Consider the following 24,309-nt stretch of genomic DNA (forward strand, 5'->3'; position numbering starts at 1 on the left):
CGGCGCCAGGCGGCAGGCCGGGCACGCCCCTAGCGCCCGACGGGCGGCGTCGACGCGCCGCCCGGCAACCTCTCAGGCCTGGCCCCCCAGCCGGTAGACGACGGTGTCCAGCCGGCTGACGCCGCGTTCGGCGAACTTGGGTTCCTTGGCCAGGATGTCGCGGCGGTCGATGATGACCGCTGGCGACACGCCGGTGAACAGATTGCGCATCTCGGCGTCGACCACCGCGAATGGCGGCCCGTCCATTTCTTCCTGCGGATAGTCCAGGGTGATCAACAGCCCACGGTAGCCGGGCGCCAGCTGGCCATAGACGTGGCGCACATAGTCGCCGCGCATGTCGGCGGGCAGCGCCACCAGCGCGGCACGATCATACGCGCCCACGCAGTGCGACAGCAGCGGCGCGTCCAGCTTGAAGATGTCGCCGCAGATGATCTCGATATTGCCCGCCACGTAGTGCCTGCCATAGGCGCTCTCGTGGATCACCGGCTTGAGCTCATTCTCGGTGAAGAACTGCTCGACGGCCAATTGCGACAGTTCCACGCCCAGGACCTGGTAGCCCTGCGCCGCCAGCCAGACCATGTCCAGCGACTTGCCGCACAGCGGCACCAGCACCTTGCCGCCCGCGGGCACCGAGAGTGTCGGCCAGTATTTCTGCAACAGCGGCGTCACTCGTGTCTGATGAAAATGCGTGCGCCCGTCACGCCAGCGCTCCAACCAGAATTCCGCGTCCATGTTTGTTCTTGTCCTCCGGAAAATAGCGAATCGCGCGATTCGCGGACAATGCCGCGCGCCGGTGCGCGGCATGGCAATGCTCCCTGGATACTAACCGGCCGAAAACCGATCGAGGTTTCGAACAGACGCCCGAAAGGCGCGTTTACCGGTATGCCGTGCCGGCCATGCCCGGATTGCGTGCCGGACTGGCCGTCAAACGCACTATTGTAGTGATCGCGCCAGGGTGACGCGCGGGCTCCACGCCGGCATGCTTTAGCCGGCCTGCCCCCACCGACGTGATCGACCTTCTCCATGATCCGATGCCCGACGCCCAGCGTCTCCAGGACCTGCGCGCCGAATGTGCGCAACAGCGCGGATCCGCGCTGGCCGAACTGTACCGGCTTGCGTCCCCGCATCTGTTTGCGCTCGCCAGGCGTATGTTGAGAGACCAGGCAGCCGCCGAGGACGTGCTGCAGGAATGTTTCGTTTCGATCCGGCGGCCGGCCAATACCGCGCCGAGCAGAGCCAGGCGATGACCTGGATGACCCGCATCGTCCGCGACCGCTGCATCGACCGGCTGCGGCGTCCCGACATCGAACCCCGGGCAGCGCGCCGCGGGGCGCTCCGACCGGTCCGATCGTGCTCGGCGGCAAGGTGATCCGGGTCCGCGCCACGGGCCGGCGCCAAAGGGCTCCACCTAGGGTTTGTCCTGATCAAGCGACGGCATCCAACGGCTCAGGCGCCCCGTATTTCCTGGTGACGGCCAACCCCAAAAGGAGATCGTCATGAAACTGCTAGCCTCGCTTGCCATCGCCTGCTCTGCCCTGACCCTGTCGCCCGCCCATGCGGCCGACGTCATGGTCGGCGGACAACCGATGATGCCCGCCAGGAACATCGTCGCCAACGCGGTCAACTCCGCCGACCACACCACCCTGGTGGCGGCGGTCAAGGCCGCCGGCCTGGTCGATACGCTGCAGGGCAAGGGCCCCTTCACCGTGTTCGCGCCCACCAACGCCGCCTTCGCCAAGTTGCCGGTGGGGACCGTCGACAACCTGGTCAAGCCGGAGAACAAGGCAACCCTCATCAAGATCCTCACCTACCACGTCGTTCCGGGAAAACTGGACTTCGACGCGCTGGCCGCCCGGGCCAGGAAGGGCGGCGTCACGGAACTGGCCACCGCCAGCGGCGGCAAGCTCTGGGTCATGATGAACGGCAAGCACAACCTGATCGTCAAGGACGAAAAGGGCGGCGTGGCCAATATCAGCATCTATGACGTCTACCAGTCCAACGGCGTGATCCATGTGATCGACACCGTGCTCATGCCCAAGTGATCGCGGCGAGCCTCGGAGAGCGGCCATGGGCCCGACGGCAATGCCGGGCCCATGGCCGCGCGGCGTGCATGCCGGGATTTCGCGATATCGTAGGGGCTCCATCCTGAGCCTGGGGCCTGCATGCCGCCGATCATGCCTTCATCTTCCCGCCGCCGCTTCACCCTGGCCCTGGCCGCGTTGGCCTGCGCCCCGTTGCGCGCCCGGGCGAGCCCGGGGCGCGACACCATCGTCAGGCAGGTGTTCCAGGCCGCCCCCGGACAGATCCGCTATGGCGCGCAACACGCCGCGTTGATGCGGCGCCTGGGCGTGATCTGGATTCCGGTGGAATCGGGCGCGCCCGGCATCGAATTCGAGCATCCCCTGGGCGGCAGGGACACCTTGGCCGCGGCCATGGCTGCACTGGACACGCGCGACCCCGCGCTAGCGGCGCAACGGCTGGCGGAAGTCTGCCGGCTGGTGCCGACCTATGTTCGCCAGCTGGGACGGCTGGCGCCCGGCCGCTACGCCGTGCCGCCGGCGCGCCGGGAGATGTTCGACTTTCCCGACAGCGGCGTCGACGCGCAGGGCCGCTTCGAACTGCGGCGCGAGCACCTGACGCTGCTGCGCGCGGCCAGCTGGCGCGAAGCCGGCAAGGACGAACTGGAAGCGGTGCTGCGTGAAGGCGACGCCTTTTGGCCCATGCCGTTCATCGATGGCAAGCGCCCCTATGGCGACAGCAGCCACTACCAGATCGACATGGCGCGGCTGCTGGGAGAGCCCTATCCCATCGACGCCAAGGGCCGCGCCATCACCGACCCGGCCAAGGACGCCCGCCTCGAAAGCCTGCATTGGCAGACGGCCGCCGCGCTGCAGGTCTTTCTGGCACACGCCAAGGCCTGAGCCGCGCCCGGACCAGGCGCCAGGGTCATGCAACGCTAGGGGCGCGCAAAGAAATGGCGGATGTCGTCGGCCACCGGCACCGCCGCCAGAACCAGCAGGAACAGCGCCAGCGGCAGGGTCGAGCCGAAACCGTAGTGGAAGAAGGAATAGGCGCCCACCACCCCGCCGCAGAAAAACAGCGTGACCAGCGTGCTGAGCACGATCAGCTTGCCACGGTCGGCCCGCACTCGCGGGCCGCCAGCCTTGTCGTCGTGAGCCAGGTTCCAGTAGAACAGCTTGCCCAGCTCGATGCCGATGTCGGTGACCATGCCGGTCACATGGGTCGTGCGGATCTCGGACTTGGACACCTTGGTGATCATCGCGTTCTGCAGGCCCATGATGTAGCACAGCAGCATCACCGTGCCCGGCACGTAGAACCAGCGCAGGTCCCCCAGGTTCGCGCCCAGCAGGCCGAAGGCCAGCAGCAGCAAGGCCTCGAGCACCAGGGGCAGCGCGAATTCGCTGGCCAGGTGCGAACGCCGCCCAAAGTTGATCAGCGAGGCCGACGTCGCCGCGCCCGCCAGGAACGACAGCAGCGCGGCCAATCCCTGCAAGACCACTGCCACGCTGCCGAGCACCATGTGATCGGCCATCATCGAAACAATGCCGGACATGTGCGAGGTGTATTGCTGCACCGCCAGGAACCCGCCCGCGTTGACCGCCCCGGCGACGAAGGTAAGGAAGTAGGCCAGCCGCCGGTTGGCCTGCGGTGTGCGGCTGACCGCGGTGAGCTGGCGCAGGAAAGGAATGGCCATGGCGACGCGATACGCTAGCGCGTCGGGCGGTCCCACGGACCCACGTAGCCGGTGCGCGGCATGAGTTCGAGCGCGGCCAGCGATTTGTCACGCTGCGCCAGGGTGGCAACGCGCGCGGTGCGCGGCATACGGAGGCTCCCGGAAATAGGCGGCGCGGCCGGCTGGCCGGCCGCGCCTGGTTCCAGGATTCTACCCGCCCGGCCGCCCCTTCGGCAGGCGGCAGCCGCCGCCATCGACGCTTTACCAGCCCAAATCCGTTCACACGGCGTCGGACTCGCTCAGCTGCTTGCGCCGGAACTCGCCCTGGCGCGTGAACATCCAGCCCGGATATTCCGGCGGCAGGGCGCTGACCTTGTCCAGGGCCGCCAGTTCGTCGCCGGTCAAGCGGATGGCGGTGGCCGCGAGGTTGTCGTCCAGCTGGTCGACGCGCTTGGCGCCGATGATGACGCTGGTGACCGCTCGCTGATGGAGCAGCCAGGCCAGCGCAACCTGCGCCACCGACACGCCGCGCGCCTCGGCCACCTGGCGCAAGACGTCGATGCTGTCGAAGGCACGCTCGCGGTCGACCGGCGGAAAGTCAAACTGGGCGCGGCGGTCGCCGGCCGCGGCCTGGCCATCGCGGCCGTACTTGCCGGTGAGCAGGCCGCCCGCCAGCGGACTCCACACCATCAGGCCGAGCCCCTCGCTTTGCAGCATGGGCACGATCTCGCGCTCCAGGTCGCGGCCGGCGATGGTGTAGTAGGCCTGCAGCGATTCGAAACGGGCCAGGCCCAGGCGCTCGGCGATGCCCAGCGCCTTCACGATCTGCCAGGCCGCCCAGTTGGATACCCCGACGTAGCGCACGTGCCCGTGCTGCACCAGGTTGTCGAGCGCCCGCACCGTTTCCTCGATGGGCGTGGCCGGGTCAAAGCCATGAATCTGGTACAGGTCGATATGGTCCAGCTGCAGGCGCGCCAGGCTCTTCTTGACGCTGTCCATGATGTGAAAACGCGAATTGCCGCGGGCATTGGCCCCTGGCCCGGTCTGGCCGAACACCTTGGTGGCGACGACCACATCGTCACGCGCCACCTTCAGGTCGCGCAACGCCTGTCCGGTGATGATCTCGGAACGGCCTTCCGAATACACGTCGGCCGTGTCGATAAAGTTGACGCCCGCCTCCAGGGCACGGCCCACCAGCCGGTTGGCGTCCTCCTGCTGCAAGGCGCCGATCTTGCTCCACAACTCGCCTTCGCCGCCGAAGGTCATCGTGCCCAGGCACAATTCCGAAACGAACAGGCCGGTATTGCCGAATTTCTTGTACCGCATGAGTGCACTCCTTCGCAGGCAGGGCGCGGTACCGGCCCGGGATGGGACGGCGGCGGCGCACGGCCGGGGTGGAAACAGTATGCGGCGCCGCAGGGGCCGCAGGCGATGCTCGATCCTGCCCTTTTTTTGCCCGATCCTCCGGCCCGGCCGCCCCCCTCCCCGGCATGCGCCCGATCCTCCACGTTTTTTGCCTATTTCTCCGCATCCACTTGCTGGATGGCATGCAAGTTCCCTGGTTGGATCTACACTCGACGACGCCTGATCCTCCGGCGCCCCACCCGCCACGCGCGCGCAAGGGCGCCTTGCCCGGAGCCCCTCCATGCCTCCCGCCCCCACCGACACGACCACCCCGCCGAATGCCGTTTTCGAACCCGCCCGGCACGAACTGCTGTGCCTGCTCGAGCGCATGACCGGCACGCTCGAAGGCTCGCTCGATACACCCATCGAAGGCCTGTTCCTGCACCGCATCTCGCAGCCGACCGGCCCCAAGCCCGCCTTGCAGAAGGCGGCGCTGGCCGTCATCGCGCAAGGATCCAAGCGGGTGCTGATCGGTGACGAAGCCTACGAGTACGATCCGTTCCACTACCTGATCTCATCAGTCGACCTGCCGGTGGTGGCCAAGGTCTCGATGGCCAGCCCGACCCTGCCCTACCTGGGCTTGCGGCTGGACCTGAACCCGGAGGAAATCACCGCCCTGATCAGCGACGAGAACCTGCCGCCGCTGGTGCCGGCCGAAGCCTCGCGCGCCATGTGCGTCAATCCGCTGGGCGGCACCCTGCTGGACGTGATGCTGCGCCTGCTTCGCCTGCTCGATACGCCACGCGACATCCCCATCCTGGCGCCCATGGTCAAGCGCGAACTGCTGTACCGCCTGCTGATGAACGGCCAGGGCGTGGTGCTGCGCCAGACCGTGCTGCAGGACAGCCAGCTCAATCGCGTGGCCAAGGCGATCCGCATCCTGCGCGACAACTACGCGCTGCCATTGCGCGTCGAGGAAATCGCGCGCGACGTGCATATGAGCGTGTCGTCACTGCATCATCATTTCAAGCAGGCCACCGCCATGAGCCCGCTGCAGTACCAGAAGCACCTGCGGCTCCAGGAGGCGCGCCGGCTGATGCTGACCGATGATGCCGGCGTGGCCCTGGCGGCCCATGCGGTCGGCTACGAAAGTTCGTCGCAGTTCAGCCGTGAATACAGCCGCCTGTTCGGCACGCCGCCCTTGCGCGACAAACAGCGCTGGAAGGACGAAGCGCTGGCGGCTGCCTGATCCTGCGACGCACGGCCGCAGCCACACAGCCACCCGGCTCGGGCCTCCCAGCGACGCGACGCGGAGCGCCTGACCGGAAATCAGCGATATGCTTGGGAACTCCCCACTGCGAATGCGGGCGCGCCCATGCAAGACCTGAACGACCTTTACTACTTCGTGCAAGTGGTGCGCAACGGCGGCTTCGCGCCGGCCGGACGCGCGCTCGACATCCCCAAATCGCGCCTCAGCCGGAGGATCGCGCTACTGGAAGAACGGCTCGGCGTACGTCTGATCCAGCGCTCCACGCGTACTTTCGCGGTCACGGAGCTGGGCCAGGAATATTTCGAGCAGTGCCTGTCGATGCTTGCTGGCGCGGAGGCGGCGCAGGAAGTCATCGACCGCACCCACGCCGAGCCGCAAGGCACCATCCGCATGAGCGCGCCACCGGCGTTGATCTATTATTTCCTGGGCGACATGGTGGCGCGCTTCATGGAGCAGTGTCCCAAGGTGAACGTGTACCTGAAAAGCTTCAGCCGACCCGTGGACGTGCTGCGCGAGGGTTACGACCTGGCGGTACGGGTGCGCTTCGGCCAGATCGAAAGCAGCGACCTGGTGATGAAGCATCTGGGCGTTGGACGCCAGTGCCTGGTGGCCAGCCCCGCACTGGCGCGGCGCCTGCCGGCGTCGGCCGATCCGCAACAACTCAGCCAGCTGCCGACGCTGGCGCTGGGGCCCGAGCAGCGCGAATCGGTCTGGAGACTGGATGGCGCCGATGGCGCCGATGGCGCGCGCCTGGAAGTGCCTTACTCGCCGCGGTTTGTCACCGACGACATGCTGGCCTTGAAGCAGGCCGCGCTACGGGGCGTGGGCGTCGTCGCCTTGCCGATGGTCATGATCCACGACGAACTGGATGCGGGGCGCCTGGCGAACGTGGGCGGCCCCTGGCAGCCCGAGCCGGGCAACGTGCACGCGGTCTTCCCCTTGCGTCGCGGCCTGCTGCCGGCGGTGCGCGAACTGCTGGATTTCATGGCCGAGCAATATCACGGCATCAGCGAACTCGAAGCGCAGGCGCAGCGCCGCCATTGCCCGCAGATTGTTCAAGGGGCGCATATATCGTCCCAGGAATAGAACGCTGAGGATCGCTTTGAACCACTACCGACATGTTCCCCGGCTAATCTAGGATGCAGGCTACAGACTCAAGATTCTGACCACGGCGCGGCCCTGGGCCCGCCTCCCTCACGCAACCGGAGCAAAGCCATGAGCAAACCCTACGTCAAACTGGACAAGAACGAAGCCGCCGTACTGCTGGTCGACCATCAGGCCGGCCTGCTGTCCCTGGTGCGCGACTTTCAACCCGATCAATTCAAGAACAACGTGCTGGCGCTGGCCGACCTGGCCGCCTATTTCAAGCTGCCCACCATCCTGACCACCAGTTTCGAGGACGGCCCCAACGGCCCCCTGGTGCAGGAGCTGAAGGACAAATTCCCCAAGGCGCCCTACATCGCCCGCCCCGGCAACATCAATGCCTGGGACAACGAAGACTTCGTCAAGGCGGTCAAGGCCACCGGCAAGAAGCAGCTCATCATCGCCGGCGTGGTGACCGAAGTGTGCGTGGCCTTCCCCGCCTTGTCGGCGCTGGAGGAAGGCTTCGACGTATTCGTGGTGACCGATGCCTCGGGCACCTTCAACGAAGTCACCCGCAACGCCGCCTGGAGCCGCATGGAACAGGCCGGCGCGCAACTGATGTCGTGGTTCGGCGTGGCCTGCGAACTGCATCGCGACTGGCGCAACGACATCGAGGGCCTGGGCACGCTGTTCGCCAACCACATCCCCGACTATCGCAACCTGATGGCGTCGTACTCGACCACCAAGGGCAAGTAAGCCGCCCGGCGCAAGCCTGCCTCGCGGGCCTACCTCTTGCGGAAGGGGTAGGCCTGTTGCGCCAGGAACGTGCCGGGCATGTCGTTGTCGAGAATGCCGTAGTTTTCCGGCAGGCGCTTGCCGGTGCCGCGCACCGCCGTGCCGAACAGATAGTCGATGAACGACAGGTGCGCCGCGTAGTTCTTGTCGATGGCCTCGGTGTCGGACGAGTGATGCCAGTGGTGAAAGTCCGGCGTCACGATCACGTAGCGCAGCCAGCCCCACGGCAGCTTGACGTTGGAGTGGATGAGCACCGCCTGGAAGCCGACGATGATGATGTAGGCATCCAGCACCGGCTTGGAAAAGCCCAGCGCGAACAGCACGCCCAGCACCGCCACCCGCGTGATCAGCAGCTCGACGATGTGCAGGCGCGAACCGGCCAGCCAGTCGAGCGTACGGGTGCTGTGATGCACGGCGTGGATGCGCCACAGGAACGGCACCTCGTGATACGCGCGGTGCGCGGCATACTGCACCAGGTCCGCCACCAGCACCGCCACGAACAGTTCCGCCAGATACGGCAACGACTGGATCGCCTGCTGCAACGGCTCATACGCGGCCCACGAGAACAACCGGTGCACGAAGAAGTTGATGCACAACAGCACCGCGCCGACCGACAGGTGGTTGAACAGGAAGTGCTTCATGTCCACCTGCCATTCGCCGCGGAACACAGGCTGGCCCGGGTACAGGGGGAACAGCTTCTCGAAGATGATGAACACCGTGCTCGAGGCCAGCAGGTCCAGGATGAACCAGTCCAGCCCCAGATAGGGGTGGTGGCCGGTATTGGAGGAGGTCACCACGACCTGGCTGCCGCCCGCCGCGACCGCGCAGCACACCAGCACGAAAGCGGCGATGTTGAGCCAGCGCTGGCGGCCGAACACGATGTTGGTCAAGGCGATGGTGCCGGAGGCCAGCAAGGCGGCGAACAGCAGCGTGCGCATTGCCTCCACCGTATAGAAACTGCGTAGCTCCGGGGTCGTGAGATATGCCGGGAAATGAAATGCCAGGACGCCCAGTACCGACAGGATCGCCAGGAACAGCGCGATCACGCCGGTGATCATTCCCGTGCCGGGGCGGATGCGGCCGTCCTGCTTGAACAAATCCAGGACCTGGCGGTAAATGGGCGCGCGCTGATTCATTTCACTTTTATGGCAGACCACGGGGAAGCGAGTGTATCCCCGGCCCAGGCATGCCATGTAAACAAACGTGAGTAGATAAGACCAGGCGACGGCGCGCCTGAACCGTGCTTGCGCCGCGTCAAACCGGCCGCGGCGGTACGGGCGCCGCGGGTTGACTTTGACGGGGCATTGTTATGTCATGGAACCGACAGCTCATTTACGGGCCGGTCCGCCGGCCCCGCGCAGTCCCCTTCCACCCGGATCCAGCAAGAGGCCGTCATGTTCCCTGAGTACCGCCAACTGATCACCCGCCTGAAAGCCGAGAACGGTCACTTCTCGGCCCTGTTCCAGCGCCATAACGACCTGGACCAGGAAATCAAGAATATGGAGGCGGGCATCGTGCCGGCCTCGGATACCAGCGTCGAAATCCTGAAAAAGGAAAAATTGCTGCTCAAGGACAAGCTGTACAGCTTGCTGAAGGCGGCAGACCAGAGCGCCGGCTGACCCCCCTCCTTCCCGAGCCCGACCATTGCGCAGGGCGCCGCCATCGCGGCGCCTTTTTGCTGCCTGGCAAGCCGTTGCCACCGCGCTGCCGCGGCGTTCCGCCCATCCACGGGGTAAAGCTCCAGCCCCTTGCCCAGTTATCCAGTCCGATTATGGAGGCGCCCGCTTGCTGACAAATAACTGAATGAATAAAATCAAGCCTTCCGGCCATCCGCCGGATGCGTAAACAGGATGGTGCAAGGTGCAAGACAGAGATTTCAAGGCCGGCGAAGCCGTGTCGCCCGTGACGGGCTGGGCCATGATGCCGCTGCGGGAACATGATTCGCTGCTGCTGCGGCTGGATTTCCTGACCGATCCTTCGCCCACGGCGATGGGCCGCGCTGGCCGCGGCCGCGTCTACGCCATGACCTCCGAACAACTGCAACTGCTGCTCGATTCGCTGCAGGCCCAGCTCGACAAGCTGCAGCCCGAACCCACCCGTCCGCGCCACTGAGCCGCCTCCCGCATTCCTTCAGCATCTTTAAAGATGGATTAGCATCTTTAGATTCTCTAATCACCTTGCAGCCGCTAGTCTGTCGCCCTTGATCCAGGGTATGACATGACCAGCGCCTTCCTTCCCGGTTTTTTCCTCAGCCTGAGCCTGATCCTTGCGATCGGCGCCCAGAACGCCTTCGTGCTCCGGCAAGGCTTGCGCCAGGAACACGTCTTTGCCGTCTGCCTGGTATGCGCCGTCTCGGATGCGATCCTCATTGCCGCTGGCGTGGCCGGCTTCGGCCTGGCATCGCATGCCCTGCCCTGGCTGGAACCGGTGCTGCGCTATGGCGGGGCGCTGTTCCTGCTGGCGTACGCGGCGCGCAGCCTGCGTTCCGCCCTGCGCAACCACGGCAGCCTGACGCCATCGGGTCGGCAAGCGGCCGGGCTGGGCGCCACCCTGGCCACCTGCCTGGCCTTCACCTGGCTCAATCCCCATGTCTATCTCGACACGGTGGTGCTGCTCGGTTCGATCTCCAGCCAGTACGACGGACACAAGGCTGCCTTCGCGCTGGGCGCGATGACGGCTTCGTTCACGTTCTTCTTCACACTGGGGTTCGGCGCCCGCCTGTTGCGGCCGGTGTTCGCCAGCCAGACGGCGTGGCGGGTGCTGGACGTCCTGGTCGGCATCGCCATGCTGGCGATCGCGTTGAAGCTGGTCTGGCCGTGATTCTGTCGCGCCGCCGGCCTCATTGGCCCGACGTGGCTTTGCGGACGGCGGCCGGCGTATTGCGGAACGTGACGCCCAGGCGATTGAACGCGTTCATCAGTCCGATTGCATAGGTCAGGTCGGCCAGCTCCTTGTCGTTGAACTGTGCCGAGGCGGCCTCGTAATCATCATCCGGCACGCCGCTGTCGGCCACGCGCGTCACGCATTCGGCCCAGGCCAGCGCCGCCTGTTCGCGCCCGCTGAACAAGGCGCCCGCTTCGCGCCACACCGGCACCAGCACCAGCTTGTCCACCGAGACGCCCTGCTTGAGCAGGTCGCGCGAGTGCATGTCGATGCAATAGGCGCACCCGTTGATCTGCGAGACCCGCAGATACACCAGGTTGACCAGCTCCTCGGGCAGGCCACATTGGCGCAGATAGGCGTATACGGCGCCAAAGGCCTTGTAGCCCTCGGGCGCGGCTTGGGCGTAGTCGATGCGTTGGCTCATGGTGAATCCTGAATTCGGCTGTGAAAACGTCATGTTGCGCCTCCATGGCGTTTTCCGGTAGATCCAAGAATCAGGTTGTGTGCTGGGCCATGTGAATCGGCCCCCTCATCGCTTCAACCATCGCAGATAGGCGGCTTCCATGCTTTCCGCCATGCCGGCGAGCGAGAATTTTTTCTCGCCGCGCACGTAGGCCGCGCCGGCGGCGCCCATGCGTTGCCGCAAGGTGGCGTCGGCGGCCAGGGTTTCCAGGCAGGCGCGCAAGGCGTCGACATCGCCGTAGGGCACCAGCAGCCCGGTCTCGCCGTGCTTCACGACTTCGGGGACGCCTCCCACGCGCGTGCCGACGATGGGCAGCCCGCAGGCGGCCGCTTCGATGAACGAAGTGCCCAGGGCCTCGAACTGGGTGGCAAGCGCGAATATGTCGCTGGCCGCCAGCACGTTGCCGATATCGGCGCGTCGGCCAAGAAAATGCGTGCGCGCCTCGCAGCCATGCTGGCGTGCCATGTCCTTGAGGACGTCGAGCTGCGAGCCTTCGCCCGCGAAGACCAGATGGATATCGGCCGGACCGTTCATCAGGGGCGCCGCCGCGGACAGCAACAGGCCCTGGCCTTTCTGCGGCCGCAGGTGCGCGACGCAGACGATGACGATGGCCGCCCGCGCAATGCCCAGTTCTTCGCGCAGGCTGGAGCGGCCGTCGTTCGGCGCGATGGGAATGGCGTCGGACACCGTCGCGACATGGCTCTGGGGCACGCCGCGCTCGATCATCTGGGTGGCGACATAGTCGCTGACCGCCACCACGCGGTGTGGCAGCCGCGTGTAACTCCATAGGGACCCTGGCCGCTTCGCCAGGTGGCGGGTCCGCACGATCAGCGGCGTGCCCGCGAGCCTGCCCGCCATCGCCGCGATCACCGTATCGCGCCGGCTATGGGTATTGAGGACGTCGAATTTGCCGCGCGCCAGGATCCCGCGGATCCCGTATACCGCCCGGGTGTAGTTCGACACGCCGTCCATCAGGAATTCGTGCACGCGAAACCCTTCGGCCTGCAGGCGCGAAGACAGCTTGCTTGCGGGTTGGCAGATCGCCTCGAGCGTATGGCCGCGTTCGCGCAGCGCCAGCATTTCCCGGAAGATCCGATTTTCCTGACCACCGAAGGTGGTGGCCGCCTCGGAGTGCATGATCCGCAGGCGCTTCTGGCCGCCGTCGCGCATCAGGATGCCTCGCTTTGCGACATCAGAACCATGGCCTCGGCGTAGAGAAAATCCTCGGTCGAGATCACGCCATAAGGGGTGGTGGCCTTTGGCTCGATGTCCAGGCGCTTGTCATGCTGACGCGCCTGGATATTGCCGGACGGGTCCAGGCACAGGCGCCAGCCGGCCTGCCGCAACCGGGTCATGGTGGCGGAAGGTTCCAGCACGGTCAGCGCATAAGGCTCGGCTGCTTCGGAAATGTGTGACGGAATCGCACTGGCCAGCCCTACATCCACGAGCCGCGGAGCCTTGCCATTGCCAGGATCGAAAGAAAACCGAAACAACGCGGGTAGCCGAAGGCCCTGAAAATGCGGCATAAGAATATTTCAATTTGAAAATTATTGTCGCATTTTAACAAATTGCCCCCAATGTGCCGGCTTCGGCACGTAACGCGTCAACTTCTTGGTCTTATATTTTTCACATCGGCACCGAGCGGCAGGGACGAGGTCGGCCGGGGCAGGCGGAAGCTTACCATTTCCTGAATAAACAGGTTGCAAAAGCCACGGAGCGGACAACCGCTTGATAAACGCCCGTTCCGCTTATCGCCGCAAAAAAACTCGAGCGGGAAACGACAAAGGCCGTTAGTGAACGCGTTCACTAACGGCCTTCTGATTCCTGGTCGGGGCGGCGGGATTCGAACTCGCGACCCTCTGCTCCCAAAGCAGATGCGCTACCAGGCTGCGCTACGCCCCGAGGGTCGCAACTATACCAGATACCGGCGCCATCCCCGATCACATCGGGAGCAGGCCGCCGCTCCGCGTCCGTCGGGCGCCCCCTGATTGACACCTATATAGTTGAAGCATAAATTAAATGCGCCCCTCAGAGCCCCACGACTCATAACGACATTCATCGGGAAACACATGGCAAACGCCTCCACTCCGTCCGCCTGGGCCACGCCCGCGCGGACCACCTACACCGTGCTGTTCGTTTGCTGGCTGGCCATCCTGTTCGAGGGCTACGACGTCGGCGTCATGGGCGCGGTGCTGCCGGCATTGGCCGACGACAAGAGCTGGAATCTCAGTTCGATCGAACTGGGCATGCTGGGCAGCTACGCGCTGGCAGGCATGTTCGTCGGATCGTTCGCGGTGGGCACGCTGTCCGACCTGCTGGGCCGCCGGCGCATGCTGCTGGCCTGCGTGACGCTGTTCTCCCTGACCATGATCGGCGCGGCCTGGGCGCCCACCCCGACCTGGTTCGCGGCCTTCCGCTTCATCGGCGGCCTGGGGCTGGGCGGCGTGATCCCGGTGGCGGCGGCATTGACGATCGAGTATTCACCGCCCGCAAAGCGCGGCTTCAACTACGGCGTCATGTACTCCGGCTACTCGCTCGGCATCCTGTGCTCGGCCGCGGTGGCCATGGCGGTGCTGCAGCACTGGGGCTGGCGCGCGGTGATCCTGGTGGGCGCGGCGCCGCTGCTGCTGGTGCCGGTGCTGGCGCGCCTGCTGCCCGAGTCGCTCGAATACCTGCTGGCCAAGGGCGACGAGGCCGGCGCCCGCGCCATGGCGCAACGCCTGGGCATCGCCTCGCTGGAGCCGTTCCGCCCGCGCGAAGTGACGGGCGAGAAGACCACCTGGCGCGATGTGATGGCCGCGGTTTTCGCGCCGCGCCACCTGCGCGCCACCCTGTGCTTCTGGGGAGCGCTGTTCCTGGGCATGATGCTGGTCTACGGCCTGAACACCTGGCTGCCGCAGATCATGCGCAAGAACGGCTACGACCTGGGGTCGAGCATCTCGTTCCTGCTGGTCTTCAGCCTGGCCTCCGCAATCGGCGGCCTGGTGCTGGGCCAGTTCGCCGACAAGAGCGAACCGCGCAGGATCGTGGCGCTGTTCTATCTGGTGGGCGCTATCGGCATCTATTGCCTGACCTACAACAATCCGCTGGCGGTCAATTACCTGTGGGTGGCGCTGGCCGGGATCGGCAGCATTTCGTCTTCGCTGATCCTGACCGGCTATCTGGCAGGCTACTACCCGGCGCATGCGCGTGGCGCCGCCACCGGCTGGGCGCTGTCGTTCGCCCGCATCGGCGCGATGAGCGGCCCCATCGTCGGCGGCTATCTGGCCGGGCTGCAGTTGCCGCTGGCGTGGAATTTCATGGCGTTCTCGTGCGCGGCGGTGCTGGCGGCGGTGTTCGTGATCCTGATCCCGGGCCGCTACGCCGGTGGCGCGTCGGCGCAACCCGCGGCCGGCGCGCGGACGCTGGAACAGCAGCGTTCCTGATGTTGCCCATCTGCCGGGCGAGCAACGCAGGCCAGCGGAAATGACAACGGCGCGCCCTTTCGGGCGCGCCGCCGATACCACCGTGATGAAGCGCCGCGGGAGCGCCGCCCGCCGGTTGCCCGCCAGGCGCGCTCCCGCCGCCGATCAGCCGAAGCGGCCGGTGATGTAGTCTTCGGTTTCCTTGCGCGACGGCTTCACGAAGATCTGGTCGGTCTGGCCGAATTCCATCAGCTCGCCCAGGTACATGTAGGCCGTGAAATCCGAACAGCGGGCGGCCTGCTGCATGTTGTGGGTCACGATGACGACGGTGTAGTCGTTCTTCAGTTCGGCGATCAGTTCCTCGATCTTGGCGGTCGAGATCGGATCCAGCGCCGAACACGGCTCGTCCAGCAGCAGCACTTCCGGCTTGATGGCCACGCCGCGCGCGATGCACAGGCGCTGTTGCTGGCCGCCCGACAGGCTGTTGCCGCTCTGGTGCAGCTTGTCCTTCACTTCGTTCCAGAGCGCGGCCTTGCTCAGCGCCCACTCCACGCGCTCGTCCATCTCGCCCTTGGACAGGCGCTCGAACAGGCGCACGCCGAAGGCGATGTTGTCGTAGATGCTCATGGGGAACGGCGTAGGCTTCTGGAACACCATGCCGACCTTGGCGCGGATCAGCGAGATATCGGTCTTGGCGGTCAGCAGGTTCTCGCCGTCCAGGATGATCTCGCCCTCGGCGCGCTGGCCCGGGTACAGCTCGAACATGCGGTTGAAGGTGCGCAGCAGCGTCGACTTGCCGCAGCCCGACGGGCCGATGAAGGCGGTGACCTTCTTCTCCTGGATCGACATGTTCACATTGCGGATCGCATGGAACTTGCCGTAGTAGAAGTTCAGGTTCTTGACCTCGATCTTGTTCTTGACGGCGGTGGCGGTGTTTTCCATTTGGTTTCCCTAGGTCCGGCGCGGCATGCGCGCCGGCAAAGCGATCTTTATTTGCGGAACATGTTGCGGGCAATGATGTTGATGCCCAGCACCAGCAGCGTAATCAGGGTGGCGCCGGCCCAGGCCAGGTCGTTCCAGTCCTTGAAGGGGCTGGCGGCGTATTGGTAGATCACGACCGGCAGGTTGGCCATCGGGCCGTTCATGTTGGTCGACATGAACTGGTTCGACAGCGCGGTGAACAGCAGCGGCGCGGTTTCGCCCGAGATGCGGGCGATGGCCAGCAGCACGCCGGTGATGATGCCGGTCTTGGCGGCGCGATAGCACACCAGGGTGATCATGCGCCACTTCGGGCAGCCCAGCGCGGCCGCGGCTTCGCGCAGGCTGTTGGGCACCAGCAGCAGCATGTTGTCAGTGGTGCGCACCACCACCGGGATCACCAGGATCGACAGCGCGATGGCGCCGGCCCAGCCCGAGTAGTGCCCGACCTGCGCCACGTACACGGCGTAGATGAACAGGCCGATGATGATGGATGGGGCCGACAGCAGCACGTCGTTCAGGAAGCGCGTGGCGGGCGCCAGCCAGCCGCGCTGGCCGTATTCGGCCAGGTAGGTGCCGGCCAGGATGCCGACCGGCGTGCCGATCAGCGTGCCCACGCCCGCCATCATCACGCTGCCGAAGATGGCATTGACCAGGCCGCCGGACTGCCCGGGCGGCGGCGTGATCTCGGTGAAGAGCGTGTACGACAGCGCCGGCGCGCCCTTGAGCAGCAGCGTCAGGATGATCCAGAACAGCCAGAACAGGCCGAACACCAGGGTGCCAAGCGAGATGGTCAGCATCACGCGGTTGACCACGCGGCGCCGGCGGTAGACGCCGTTTTGCATATTGAGTACGGATACAGCAGCCATGATCTTTTCCTTGTGCGGCGCCGGTCAGGTGCGCTTGCCTTCACCGGCCGACAGGCGGACCAGCAGCATCTTGGCAAGCGCCAGCACGATCGTGGTGATCAGGAACAGGATCAAGCCCAGTTCCAGCAACGCCGACTTCTGGATGCCGCCGGCCTCATTGAATTCGTTGGCCAGGGCCGAGGCGATCGAGTTGCCCGGGGAGAACAACGAACCGGACCACTTGAAGGCGTTGCCGATCACGAAGGTCACCGCCATGGTCTCGCCCAGCGCGCGCCCCAGGCCCAGCATGATGCCGCCGATGACGCCCGACTTGGTGAACGGCAGCACCACGCGCCACATCACTTCCCAGGTCGTGCTGCCCAGGCCGTAGGCCGATTCCTTCAGCATGGCCGGCACCAGTTCGAACACGTCGCGCATCACCGCGGCGATGAACGGGATGATCATGATCGACAGGATCAGCCCGGCGGTGAAGATGCCGATGCCGAATGGCGGCCCCGCGAAGATGCCGCCGATGACGGGCACGCTGCCCAGCGTGGCGATCAGGAAAGGCTGCACGTATTGCTGGAACACCGGCACGAAGACGAACAGGCCCCACATGCCGTAGATGATCGACGGAATCGCCGCCAGCATCTCGACCGCGGTGCCCAGCGGGCGGCGCAGCCAGGTCGGCGACAGTTCGGTCAGGAAGATGGCGATGCCGAACGACACCGGCACCGCGATGATCAGGGCAATGGCCGAGGTCAGCAGCGTGCCGATGATGGGCACCACCGCGCCATAGTTCTGCTTGACGGGGTCCCAATCGTTGAGCCACAGGAACGACAGGCCGTACTTGGCCAACGATTCGCGGCTGCCGTAGATCAGGGAAACGAGGATCGCCGCCAGCAGGATGAACACCAGGAAGGCGAACAGGCGGGTCAGGTTCTTGAACAGCGCATCCATCAGCGCGTTTTTGTTTTGCTTCATAGGCGAAGGCGTGCCGGTAGTCACGGAGTCCGCCACGCTGGGCGGAAGCGGCACACTATTATCCATTACCGCGCTCATGGATGGACTTTCCTTAGGAAACCTTGGGGGGAAACGACGAGTGGGTCCGGGAGACCCGCCCCGACGTCCGGCGAACCGGATGCCGGGGCAGTTGGCAGATGCCGGCGCGTGGCTGGGCCGTCGCGCCGGGCAACCGCTTTACTTCCAGACGGCCTTGCCGTCGGCGGACTTGACCTCGCCCCAGGCGGCGCGGATTTCCTTGGTGACGGCTTCCGGCAGCGGCACGTAGTCCATGGCTTCAGCCGACTTGGCGCCGTTCTTGAAGGCCCAGTCGAAGAAGTCCAGCACGGCCTTGCCTTGCACCGGCTTGTCCTGCGACTTGTGGACCAGGATGAAGGTGGCGGCGGTGACGGGCCACGAATCGGCGCCCGGCTCGTCGGTCAGCACCACGCCCATGCCAGGCGCGCTCTTCCAGTCGGCGTTCGCGGCAGCAGCGGCGAAGGCCTTCTGTTCCGGCTGGACGAACTTGCCGGCCTTGTTCTGCAGTTGGGTCCAGGCCAGCTTGTTCTGCTTGGCGTAGGCGTATTCGACGTAGCCGATCGAGTTCTTCAGCTGGCCGACGTAGGCAGCGACGCCTTCGTTGCCCTTGCCACCCTGGCCCACGGGCCACTTGACGGCCTTGCCTTCGCCGACTTGTTCCTTCCACTCCGGCGACACCTTGGACAGGTAGTTGGTCCAGCCGAAGGTGGTGCCCGAACCGTCCGAACGGTGCACGACGATGATGTCGGCCGACGGCAGCTTCAGGTCGGGGTTCAGCGCCTTGATGGCGGCATCGTCCCACTTCTTGATCTTGCCCAGGAAGATGTCGCCCAGGACCTTGCCCGACAGCTTCAGCTTGCCCGGCTCGATGCCGTCGATGTTCACCACGGCCACGGTGCCGCCGATGACGGCCGGGAATTGCAGCAGACCATTCTTTTCCAGGTCGGCGGCCTTCATGGGATCGTCCGAGGCGCCGAAATCGACGGTCTTGGCGATGATCTGTTGCTGACCGCCGCCCGAGCCGATCGACTGGTAGTTCACGGCGTTGTTGGTGGCAGCCTTGTAGTCCGACGCCCACTTGGCGTAGATCGGGTACGGGAACGAAGCGCCGGCGCCGGTCACATCGGCGGCCTGGACGGCGAAAACGGCGGCGCTCAGCGCGACACCCAGGGAAACTTGTTTGAAGACACGTTTGAACATCTTGGTTCCTTCTGTGCTCGTTAGAGGAGTCTTTGGCAGGCTTTCCACTGCCTGTCTTTCAGCGACCCTCGCATCTTAGAAGTCCAACGTGACAGGATAGTGACAGTCATATACCCCCCCCCGGAGCGCTGCGCGCTTCCCCCCCCAGGGGGGCGCCGGTGGCGGACCGGCGGAGCCGGATCCGCGCGGCCTGGCTTGGGAGGGGCCGGTTGGGATGGGGGGCGGCTTGCTGGTGGGGATGTGGGGACGGAGTCCGCCCCCCGGTGGGTGCCGGTAGCGGACCGGCGGAGCCGGATCCGCGCGGCCTGGCTTGGGAGGGGCCGGTTGGGATGGGGGGCGGCTTGCTGGTGGGGATGTGGGGACGGGTTGCTCGCTCTGGCCAGGCGTGCCTTTTGCCGGGTGTCCCGCTATGCGGAAATGGGGCGCGAGTTGCCCCGGCCTAGTGTTACACGCCCAGTTTCTGCATCAAGTATTGGTGCAGATTGAAGGGTTCGCGGCGGCTGCGGACGCGGACGTAGTCGCCGTCGGCCTGTTGTTGCCAGGCGAGCTGGTTGTCGCGCAGGGCGAAGGTGAAGGCCTCGTCGATGACGCGCTTTTTGAGGGTCTTGTCGTAGATCGGGAAGGCGATTTCGACGCGGCGGAAGAAGTTGCGGTCCATCCAGTCGGCCGAGGACAGGTACACCGTCTCGGCGCCGTCGGCATAGAAATAGAAGACGCGCGAGTGCTCCAGGAAGCGGCCGACGATGGAACGCACCCGGATGTTTTCCGACAGCCCCGGCACCCCCGCGCGCAGCGCGCAGACGCCGCGCACGATCAGGTCGATCTTCACGCCGGCCTGGCTGGCCTTGTAGAGTTCCTCGATGATCTGCTCTTCCAGCAGCGAGTTCATCTTGGCCATGATGCGGGCGCGCTGGCCCGCCTTGGCGGCGCGCGCCTCGGCGCGGATCAGCGCCACCATGCCGTCATGCATGGTGAAGGGCGACTGCATCAGCGACTTGAGCGCGCGGCGCGCGCCCAGGCCGGTCAGCTGCGCAAACACCTTGTCCATGTCCTCGCACAGCTTCGGATCGGCGGTCAGCAGGCCGAAATCGGTATACAGGCGCGCCGTGCGCGGATGGTAGTTGCCGGTGCCCAGGTGGGCATAACGGCGCAGGCGGCCCTTTTCGCGCCGCAGCACCACCGCCATCTTGGCGTGGGTCTTGTGCGCGACCACGCCGTACACCACGTGCGCCCCCACCTCTTCCAGCTTGGAGGCCCAGTTGATGTTGGTCTGTTCGTCGAAACGCGCCATCAGCTCCACCACCACCGTCACTTCCTTGCCGGCGCGCGCGGCGGCCAGCAGGATCTTCATCAGCTCGGAATCCTCGCCGGTGCGGTAGATGGTCTGCTTGATGGCCATCACGTCCGGATCCAGCGCGGCGGCGGTCAGGAAATCGATGACGGGCTGGAACGACTGATAGGGGTGGTGCAGCAGGCGGTCCTGCTCGGCCACGGCCTCGAACAGCTCGGCCGGCTTGTCACCCACGCGGTCGAACGGCGCCGGCACCGGCGCGCGGTAGTCGGGGAACAGCAGGTCGGGCCGGTTGGGCGAATTGCACAGCTGCATCAGGCGCGACAGGTTCACCGGCCCCGGCACGCGGTAGGTGTCCTCGGGCTTGAGCGAGAATTCGCGCTGCAGGAAGGTTTCCAGCTCGACCGGGGTCAGCTTGTCGATCTCCAGCCGCACCGCCGCGCCGAAGTTGCGCTGCGACAGCTCGCCCTGCAAGGCGTGGCGCAGGTTGGTGACTTCTTCCTCGTCCACGAACAGGTCGCTGTTGCGCGTCACCCGCCACTGGTAGCAGCCCAGCATTTCCAGGCCCGGAAACAGCTCGCCGACGAAGGCGCGCAGCAACGAGGTCAGCAGGATGTAGCCTTCCGGATGGCCGGACAGCTCCTGCGGCATCTTGATCAGGCGCGGCAGCGCGCGCGGCGCCTGCACCACGGCGATAGAGGCCTGGCGGCCGAAGGCGTCGGCGCCGGACAGGGAAACGATGAAGTTCAGGCTCTTGTTGTAGACCCGCGGAAACGGATGCGCCGGGTCCAGCCCGATCGGGGTCAGCAGCGGCATGACGTCGCGGTTGAAGACCTCGCGCGCCCATTCCTGCTGCTCGGCATTCCATTCCGACGCATGATGCAGCGCGATGCCCTCGGCCTGCAGCGCCGGCAGGATGGCGTCGTTGAGCAACGCATACTGGCGCCCCACCAGTTCGTGCACCGCCTGCTGGACGTTCTCGAACGCCTGGTCGGGCGTCATGCCGTCCGGCCCCACCAGGTTGGGCGACTGGCGCTGCTGCTCTTTCAGGCTGGAGATCCGGATCTCGAAGAACTCGTCCAGGTTGGAACTGACGATGCACACGTAGCGCAGCCGTTCGAGCAGGGGCGTGCCGGGACTTTCCGCCATCGCCAGCACGCGCTCGTTGAATTTGAGCAGCGACAATTCACGGTTCAGCAGCAGCGGCTCGGCGGGCGGGCGAGTGGTCATACCGGATTCCATACGTAAGGAAAGCGTGGAGTTTTACTTCAAAAGAGTGACGGTTCTATGACACAACGCCAAATGCGTAGCGTACGACAAAACCGGGACGTATGGCGCATGGTCTCCCGGCGCCAACTATCTGTTCCATAAGCGAAAACCCGCGGGGGCCGGCGCTGTCATATGGGGTCTCTATAATCAGGCCACCTCACAGCCAAAATCACGAGCCGCATGGATCAACTTCTGGCCGCCGTGGACCTCGGGTCCAACAGCTTCCGCCTCTCCATCGGACGCATCGTTCAGCAGGACGGTACGCCCCAGATCTACCAGATCGACCGCCTCAAGGAAACCGTCCGGCTCGCCGCCGGGCTGGACGCCGAAAAACGCCTGGGCGACGACGCCATCGAGCGCGCCATCGCCGTCCTCGAACGTTTCGGCGATCGCCTGCGCAGTTTCCATCCCAACCGTGTGCGCGCGGTGGCGACCAACACCTTCCGGGTCGCGCGCAACACCCGCGATTTCCTGCCCCGGGCCGAGGCTGCCCTGGGCTTTCCCATCGAAGTCATCGCCGGCCGCGAAGAGGCCCGCCTGATCTTCTCGGGCGTGGTCCATACCCTGCCCCCTTCGCCCAACAAGCGCCTGGTGATCGACATCGGCGGCGGCTCCACCGAGGTCATCATCGGCAAGGGCCACGAGCCCGGCCTGATGTCGTCCCTGTATATGGGCTGCGTCAGCTATAGCCGGCAGTTCTTCTCGGATGGCATCGTCGACGCCCACCAGATGAAGCAGGCCGAACTGGCCGCCCGGCGCGAGATCGAAGTCATCGCCAAGCAGTACCGCAAGACGGGCTGGAAGGAAGCCTACGGCTCGTCCGGCACCGCCAAGGCACTGTTCGCCATCCTCACCGAAGGCGGCATGTCCGACCGCGGCATCACCCGCGCCGGCCTGAGCAAGCTGAAGGACCGCATCGTGCGCGCCGGCCGCGTCATCCCGTCGGAACTGCCCGGCATCAAGGTCGAGCGCGCCGACGTGCTGCCGGGCGGGCTGGCCATCATGAGCGCGCTGTTCGACGAGCTTGGCATCGACGTCATGCACACGGGCGACGGCGCCCTGCGCCTGGGCGTGCTGTACGACCTGCTCGGCCGCGACGACGAACACGACAAGCGCGACGAATCGGTGCGCCAGTTCGTGAAGCGCTACCACGTCGACGTCAACCAGGCCCGGCGCGTGCGCCACGCCGCGCTCAGCCTGTTCGACGCGATGATGCCCGAAGGCGCCGAACGCACCGAATTGCGCGCGGCCCTGGGCTGGGCCGCCGACCTGCACGAAGTCGGGCTGTCGATCGCCCACAACGCCTATCACAAGCACACCGCCTACGTGCTTGAAAACGCCGACATGCCCGGCTTTTCCCGCGCCGACCAGCAGCTGCTGGCGCTGCTGGCGCTGGGCCACCAGGGCAAGCTGGGCAAGCTGGAACCGCTGGTGCGCAACCGCGCCCAATGGATGGCCATCCTGAGCCTGCGGCTGGCCGTGCTGCTGTTCCGCCGCCGCGGTGAAATCGAACCGCTGCCCCTGACCGCGTCCATGCGCAACGATTCCATCGTGGTGCGCGTGAACCGTGACTGGCTGGCGCAACACCCGCTCAGCGACTTCACGCTGCGGGCGGAAGAAGCGGAATGGTCGAAGGTCGGCTTCTCGTTCGAGCTGCTCGAGTTCTGAAAACGACAAGGCCCCGGAAATATCCGGGGCCTTTTGCCATGCAACGGCGGGGGGCGGCTAGAACGGCGACAGGTCGGTCTGGCGATCGAGCTGCTTGAGCTCCAGGCGGAAAGGCCGCGTGGCCCGCCGAATCAGTTTGATCTTCATACGGCGGAGCAGGCGGCGCATGATCAGCGCTGGCCGACGGTCGCGGGTTGATCCAGGCCGAAATGGCGGCGGTAGCGCTCGTCCATGCCGTCCATCTTCAGCAGCACCGGGAAATCCGCCGCGTTGAAATCGGGGTCCCAGGCCGGTTCGCCGCAAACCGTGGCGCCCAGTTTCAGGTATCCCTTGATCAGCGGCGGCACGCGCGCCGGCAGCGTGCTGTTGAGCTTTTCCACGGGGTAGCGATGCAAGGGCGTGACCTGCGGCTCGCCCTCTTTCGGCAGCTGCTTGGAAATGGTGCGCCACACTTCGGCCGCCGTGACGCCATCGTCGCGCAGGCTGACGCTGGCGCAACCGAGCACGTATTGGTAGCCGCCGCGGCGCAGGTATTCCGCCAGGCCCGACCACAACAGCATGATGACCGCGCCGTTGCGGTAGTCGGCGTGGGTGCACGAACGCCCCACCTCCACCAGTTCGTCGCGGATGGCGCCCAGCCCCGACAGGTCGAATTCGGACTGCGAGTAGTAGCCGCCCGCCTCGCGCGCCTTTTCGGGCGTAAGGATGCGGTAGGTGCCCACGACGCGGCCGGTGTCGAGCTCGCGCACCATCAGGTGCTCGCAGAAAGGATCGAAGCGGTCGTGCTCGATTCCGTCCTGGGCATCCGGGAAGACCGCACCCATGTCTTCGGTGAAGACGTCGTAGCGCAGGCGCTGGATCTGTTCGATTTCCTCGGCCGTGCGCGCCAGGCCGACCACCAGCACCCGGGGGGCGGCGCCCGTCCATGGTTCTGCGGCATTACGGCTTGGGTTGATGCGTGCTAGTTCCAGCATTGCGCGAAGCTCCTAGAGAGTCCGGTCAGTTTGGACGCCCTGTATGTCAATGACTTGACCAATATGTTACGTGACTATGAAGTTTAGTTTGGAGCGAGGAGAGT

Annotated in this window: 23 protein-coding genes, 1 tRNA gene and 1 pseudogene; 11 read left to right on the plus strand and 14 right to left on the minus strand. The window is 65.6% G+C overall.

Annotated elements, in window-relative coordinates:
- Positions 1–72: 72 nt before the first annotated feature.
- Positions 73–732, minus strand: coding sequence for a thiopurine S-methyltransferase (locus ACUTAG_RS07205; RefSeq protein ID WP_054438655.1), 660 nt, complete (start codon positions 730–732; stop codon positions 73–75).
- A gap of 275 nt (positions 733–1,007) precedes the next feature.
- On the opposite strand from ACUTAG_RS07205, the gene ACUTAG_RS07210 reads away from it, so the two are divergent.
- From ACUTAG_RS07210 to ACUTAG_RS07220, 3 genes are all read left to right on the plus strand, one after another.
- The gene (locus tag ACUTAG_RS07210) at positions 1,008–1,247 is read left to right on the plus strand and encodes an RNA polymerase sigma factor (RefSeq protein ID WP_241122880.1); all 240 of its coding nucleotides are present in this window, start codon (positions 1,008–1,010) and stop codon (positions 1,245–1,247) included.
- 249 nt (positions 1,248–1,496) lie between these two features.
- Positions 1,497–2,042, plus strand: a complete 546-nt coding sequence (locus ACUTAG_RS07215) for a fasciclin domain-containing protein (protein ID WP_148319190.1) — start codon at positions 1,497–1,499, stop codon at positions 2,040–2,042.
- A 132-nt stretch (positions 2,043–2,174) separates the two neighbouring features.
- A complete protein-coding gene (locus ACUTAG_RS07220) occupies positions 2,175–2,921 on the plus strand; it encodes a hypothetical protein (protein ID WP_262352303.1) in 747 nt (248 codons plus the stop codon).
- 56 nt (positions 2,922–2,977) lie between these two features.
- Here the strand turns inward: ACUTAG_RS07220 and ACUTAG_RS07225 are convergent.
- Both ACUTAG_RS07225 and ACUTAG_RS07230 read right to left on the minus strand, forming a co-directional pair.
- Positions 2,978–3,715, minus strand: a pseudogene (locus ACUTAG_RS07225) (YoaK family protein); the annotation flags it as partial.
- 258 nt (positions 3,716–3,973) lie between these two features.
- Entirely contained in the window at positions 3,974–5,020 is a 1,047-nt protein-coding gene (locus ACUTAG_RS07230; RefSeq protein ID WP_006383913.1) for an aldo/keto reductase, read from the minus strand.
- A 319-nt stretch (positions 5,021–5,339) separates the two neighbouring features.
- On the opposite strand from ACUTAG_RS07230, the gene ACUTAG_RS07235 reads away from it, so the two are divergent.
- From ACUTAG_RS07235 to ycaC, 3 genes are all read left to right on the plus strand, one after another.
- Positions 5,340–6,287: an AraC family transcriptional regulator gene (locus ACUTAG_RS07235; protein ID WP_148319194.1), complete on the plus strand. Its 948-nt coding sequence runs from the start codon at positions 5,340–5,342 to the stop codon at positions 6,285–6,287.
- Between the two features lie 126 nt (positions 6,288–6,413).
- On the plus strand, positions 6,414–7,394 hold the full coding sequence (locus ACUTAG_RS07240) for a LysR substrate-binding domain-containing protein (protein ID WP_148319196.1): 981 nt from the start codon (positions 6,414–6,416) through the stop codon (positions 7,392–7,394).
- A gap of 129 nt (positions 7,395–7,523) precedes the next feature.
- Entirely contained in the window at positions 7,524–8,147 is a 624-nt protein-coding gene (gene ycaC / locus ACUTAG_RS07245) for an isochorismate family cysteine hydrolase YcaC (protein ID WP_006383910.1), read from the plus strand.
- A gap of 29 nt (positions 8,148–8,176) precedes the next feature.
- On the opposite strand, the gene ACUTAG_RS07250 is transcribed toward ycaC, so the two are convergent.
- Positions 8,177–9,322, minus strand: coding sequence for a sterol desaturase family protein (locus ACUTAG_RS07250; RefSeq protein WP_024070034.1), 1,146 nt, complete (start codon positions 9,320–9,322; stop codon positions 8,177–8,179).
- Between the two features lie 258 nt (positions 9,323–9,580).
- On the opposite strand from ACUTAG_RS07250, the gene ACUTAG_RS07255 reads away from it, so the two are divergent.
- The 3 genes from ACUTAG_RS07255 (at position 9,581) to ACUTAG_RS07265 (ending at position 11,006) form a co-directional block, all read left to right on the plus strand.
- Positions 9,581–9,805 carry a YdcH family protein gene (locus ACUTAG_RS07255; RefSeq protein WP_006383908.1) on the plus strand — a complete coding sequence of 75 codons (225 nt, stop codon included), beginning with the start codon at positions 9,581–9,583 and terminating at the stop codon, positions 9,803–9,805.
- Between the two features lie 241 nt (positions 9,806–10,046).
- Positions 10,047–10,298 (plus strand): hypothetical protein, encoded by a 252-nt coding sequence (locus ACUTAG_RS07260; protein WP_020926849.1) that lies wholly within the window; start codon positions 10,047–10,049, stop codon positions 10,296–10,298.
- A gap of 105 nt (positions 10,299–10,403) precedes the next feature.
- The gene (locus ACUTAG_RS07265; RefSeq protein ID WP_148319198.1) at positions 10,404–11,006 is read left to right on the plus strand and encodes a LysE/ArgO family amino acid transporter; all 603 of its coding nucleotides are present in this window, start codon (positions 10,404–10,406) and stop codon (positions 11,004–11,006) included.
- 19 nt (positions 11,007–11,025) lie between these two features.
- Here the strand turns inward: ACUTAG_RS07265 and ACUTAG_RS07270 are convergent, their stop codons facing one another.
- The 4 genes from ACUTAG_RS07270 to ACUTAG_RS07285 all read right to left on the minus strand — a co-directional run bounded on the left by ACUTAG_RS07270 (position 11,026) and on the right by ACUTAG_RS07285 (position 13,434).
- On the minus strand, positions 11,026–11,493 hold the full coding sequence (locus tag ACUTAG_RS07270; protein ID WP_148319200.1) for a carboxymuconolactone decarboxylase family protein: 468 nt from the start codon (positions 11,491–11,493) through the stop codon (positions 11,026–11,028).
- A 105-nt stretch (positions 11,494–11,598) separates the two neighbouring features.
- On the minus strand, positions 11,599–12,702 hold the full coding sequence (locus tag ACUTAG_RS07275; protein ID WP_035200342.1) for a glycosyltransferase family 4 protein: 1,104 nt from the start codon (positions 12,700–12,702) through the stop codon (positions 11,599–11,601).
- A complete protein-coding gene (locus tag ACUTAG_RS07280) occupies positions 12,702–13,058 on the minus strand; it encodes a hypothetical protein (protein ID WP_006383903.1) in 357 nt (118 codons plus the stop codon). The genes ACUTAG_RS07275 and ACUTAG_RS07280 overlap by 1 nt, the downstream gene beginning before the upstream one ends.
- A gap of 299 nt (positions 13,059–13,357) precedes the next feature.
- Positions 13,358–13,434, minus strand: a tRNA-Pro gene (locus tag ACUTAG_RS07285).
- A gap of 167 nt (positions 13,435–13,601) precedes the next feature.
- On the opposite strand from ACUTAG_RS07285, the gene ACUTAG_RS07290 reads away from it, so the two are divergent.
- Positions 13,602–14,957, plus strand: a complete 1,356-nt coding sequence (locus tag ACUTAG_RS07290) for an MFS transporter (RefSeq protein ID WP_006385462.1) — start codon at positions 13,602–13,604, stop codon at positions 14,955–14,957.
- A gap of 144 nt (positions 14,958–15,101) precedes the next feature.
- Here ACUTAG_RS07290 and pstB read toward each other — a convergent pair whose 3' ends face one another.
- The 5 genes from pstB to ppk1 all read right to left on the minus strand — a co-directional run bounded on the left by pstB (position 15,102) and on the right by ppk1 (position 21,524).
- Positions 15,102–15,878, minus strand: coding sequence for a phosphate ABC transporter ATP-binding protein PstB (gene pstB / locus ACUTAG_RS07295; protein WP_006385463.1), 777 nt, complete (start codon positions 15,876–15,878; stop codon positions 15,102–15,104).
- Positions 15,879–15,925: 47 nt separating this feature from the next.
- The gene (gene pstA, locus ACUTAG_RS07300) at positions 15,926–16,783 is read right to left on the minus strand and encodes a phosphate ABC transporter permease PstA (protein ID WP_006385464.1); all 858 of its coding nucleotides are present in this window, start codon (positions 16,781–16,783) and stop codon (positions 15,926–15,928) included.
- A gap of 24 nt (positions 16,784–16,807) precedes the next feature.
- Complete coding sequence (pstC, locus tag ACUTAG_RS07305; RefSeq protein ID WP_045953031.1) at positions 16,808–17,824, minus strand: phosphate ABC transporter permease subunit PstC; 1,017 nt, start codon at positions 17,822–17,824, stop codon at positions 16,808–16,810.
- Positions 17,825–17,962: 138 nt separating this feature from the next.
- Positions 17,963–19,003, minus strand: a complete 1,041-nt coding sequence (gene pstS / locus ACUTAG_RS07310) for a phosphate ABC transporter substrate-binding protein PstS (RefSeq protein ID WP_006385466.1) — start codon at positions 19,001–19,003, stop codon at positions 17,963–17,965.
- Between the two features lie 445 nt (positions 19,004–19,448).
- Positions 19,449–21,524 (minus strand): polyphosphate kinase 1, encoded by a 2,076-nt coding sequence (gene ppk1, locus ACUTAG_RS07315; protein WP_148319204.1) that lies wholly within the window; start codon positions 21,522–21,524, stop codon positions 19,449–19,451.
- A 219-nt stretch (positions 21,525–21,743) separates the two neighbouring features.
- Between ppk1 and ppx the strand changes: the two genes are divergently transcribed.
- Entirely contained in the window at positions 21,744–23,231 is a 1,488-nt protein-coding gene (ppx, locus tag ACUTAG_RS07320) for an exopolyphosphatase (protein WP_006385468.1), read from the plus strand.
- Between the two features lie 170 nt (positions 23,232–23,401).
- Here ppx and ACUTAG_RS07325 read toward each other — a convergent pair whose 3' ends face one another.
- On the minus strand, positions 23,402–24,205 hold the full coding sequence (locus ACUTAG_RS07325; protein WP_006385469.1) for a GNAT family N-acetyltransferase: 804 nt from the start codon (positions 24,203–24,205) through the stop codon (positions 23,402–23,404).
- Positions 24,206–24,309 lie beyond the last annotated feature (104 nt).

This window comes from Achromobacter sp. CSND-B12 (genome assembly GCF_052906545.1).

Excerpts from the sequence above, each read along its gene's own strand:
- ppx (WP_006385468.1), top strand. The coding sequence starts at position 21,744 with ATGGATCAACTTCTGGCCGCCGTGGACCTCGGGTCCAACAGCTTCCGC.
- ACUTAG_RS07230 (WP_006383913.1), bottom strand. The coding sequence starts at position 5,020 with ATGCGGTACAAGAAATTCGGCAATACCGGCCTGTTCGTTTCGGAATTG.
- pstA (WP_006385464.1), bottom strand. The coding sequence starts at position 16,783 with ATGGCTGCTGTATCCGTACTCAATATGCAAAACGGCGTCTACCGCCGG.
- ACUTAG_RS07235 (WP_148319194.1), top strand. The coding sequence starts at position 5,340 with ATGCCTCCCGCCCCCACCGACACGACCACCCCGCCGAATGCCGTTTTC.
- ACUTAG_RS07255 (WP_006383908.1), top strand. The coding sequence starts at position 9,581 with ATGTTCCCTGAGTACCGCCAACTGATCACCCGCCTGAAAGCCGAGAAC.
- ACUTAG_RS07265 (WP_148319198.1), top strand. The coding sequence starts at position 10,404 with ATGACCAGCGCCTTCCTTCCCGGTTTTTTCCTCAGCCTGAGCCTGATC.
- ACUTAG_RS07325 (WP_006385469.1), bottom strand. The coding sequence starts at position 24,205 with ATGCTGGAACTAGCACGCATCAACCCAAGCCGTAATGCCGCAGAACCA.
- ACUTAG_RS07220 (WP_262352303.1), top strand. The coding sequence starts at position 2,175 with ATGCCTTCATCTTCCCGCCGCCGCTTCACCCTGGCCCTGGCCGCGTTG.
- pstS (WP_006385466.1), bottom strand. The coding sequence starts at position 19,003 with ATGTTCAAACGTGTCTTCAAACAAGTTTCCCTGGGTGTCGCGCTGAGC.
- ycaC (WP_006383910.1), top strand. The coding sequence starts at position 7,524 with ATGAGCAAACCCTACGTCAAACTGGACAAGAACGAAGCCGCCGTACTG.
- ACUTAG_RS07205 (WP_054438655.1), bottom strand. The coding sequence starts at position 732 with ATGGACGCGGAATTCTGGTTGGAGCGCTGGCGTGACGGGCGCACGCAT.
- ACUTAG_RS07280 (WP_006383903.1), bottom strand. The coding sequence starts at position 13,058 with ATGCCGCATTTTCAGGGCCTTCGGCTACCCGCGTTGTTTCGGTTTTCT.
- pstC (WP_045953031.1), bottom strand. The coding sequence starts at position 17,824 with ATGAGCGCGGTAATGGATAATAGTGTGCCGCTTCCGCCCAGCGTGGCG.
- ACUTAG_RS07250 (WP_024070034.1), bottom strand. The coding sequence starts at position 9,322 with ATGAATCAGCGCGCGCCCATTTACCGCCAGGTCCTGGATTTGTTCAAG.
- ppk1 (WP_148319204.1), bottom strand. The coding sequence starts at position 21,524 with ATGACCACTCGCCCGCCCGCCGAGCCGCTGCTGCTGAACCGTGAATTG.
- ACUTAG_RS07290 (WP_006385462.1), top strand. The coding sequence starts at position 13,602 with ATGGCAAACGCCTCCACTCCGTCCGCCTGGGCCACGCCCGCGCGGACC.
- ACUTAG_RS07270 (WP_148319200.1), bottom strand. The coding sequence starts at position 11,493 with ATGAGCCAACGCATCGACTACGCCCAAGCCGCGCCCGAGGGCTACAAG.
- ACUTAG_RS07215 (WP_148319190.1), top strand. The coding sequence starts at position 1,497 with ATGAAACTGCTAGCCTCGCTTGCCATCGCCTGCTCTGCCCTGACCCTG.
- pstB (WP_006385463.1), bottom strand. The coding sequence starts at position 15,878 with ATGGAAAACACCGCCACCGCCGTCAAGAACAAGATCGAGGTCAAGAAC.
- ACUTAG_RS07240 (WP_148319196.1), top strand. The coding sequence starts at position 6,414 with ATGCAAGACCTGAACGACCTTTACTACTTCGTGCAAGTGGTGCGCAAC.
- ACUTAG_RS07275 (WP_035200342.1), bottom strand. The coding sequence starts at position 12,702 with ATGCGCGACGGCGGCCAGAAGCGCCTGCGGATCATGCACTCCGAGGCG.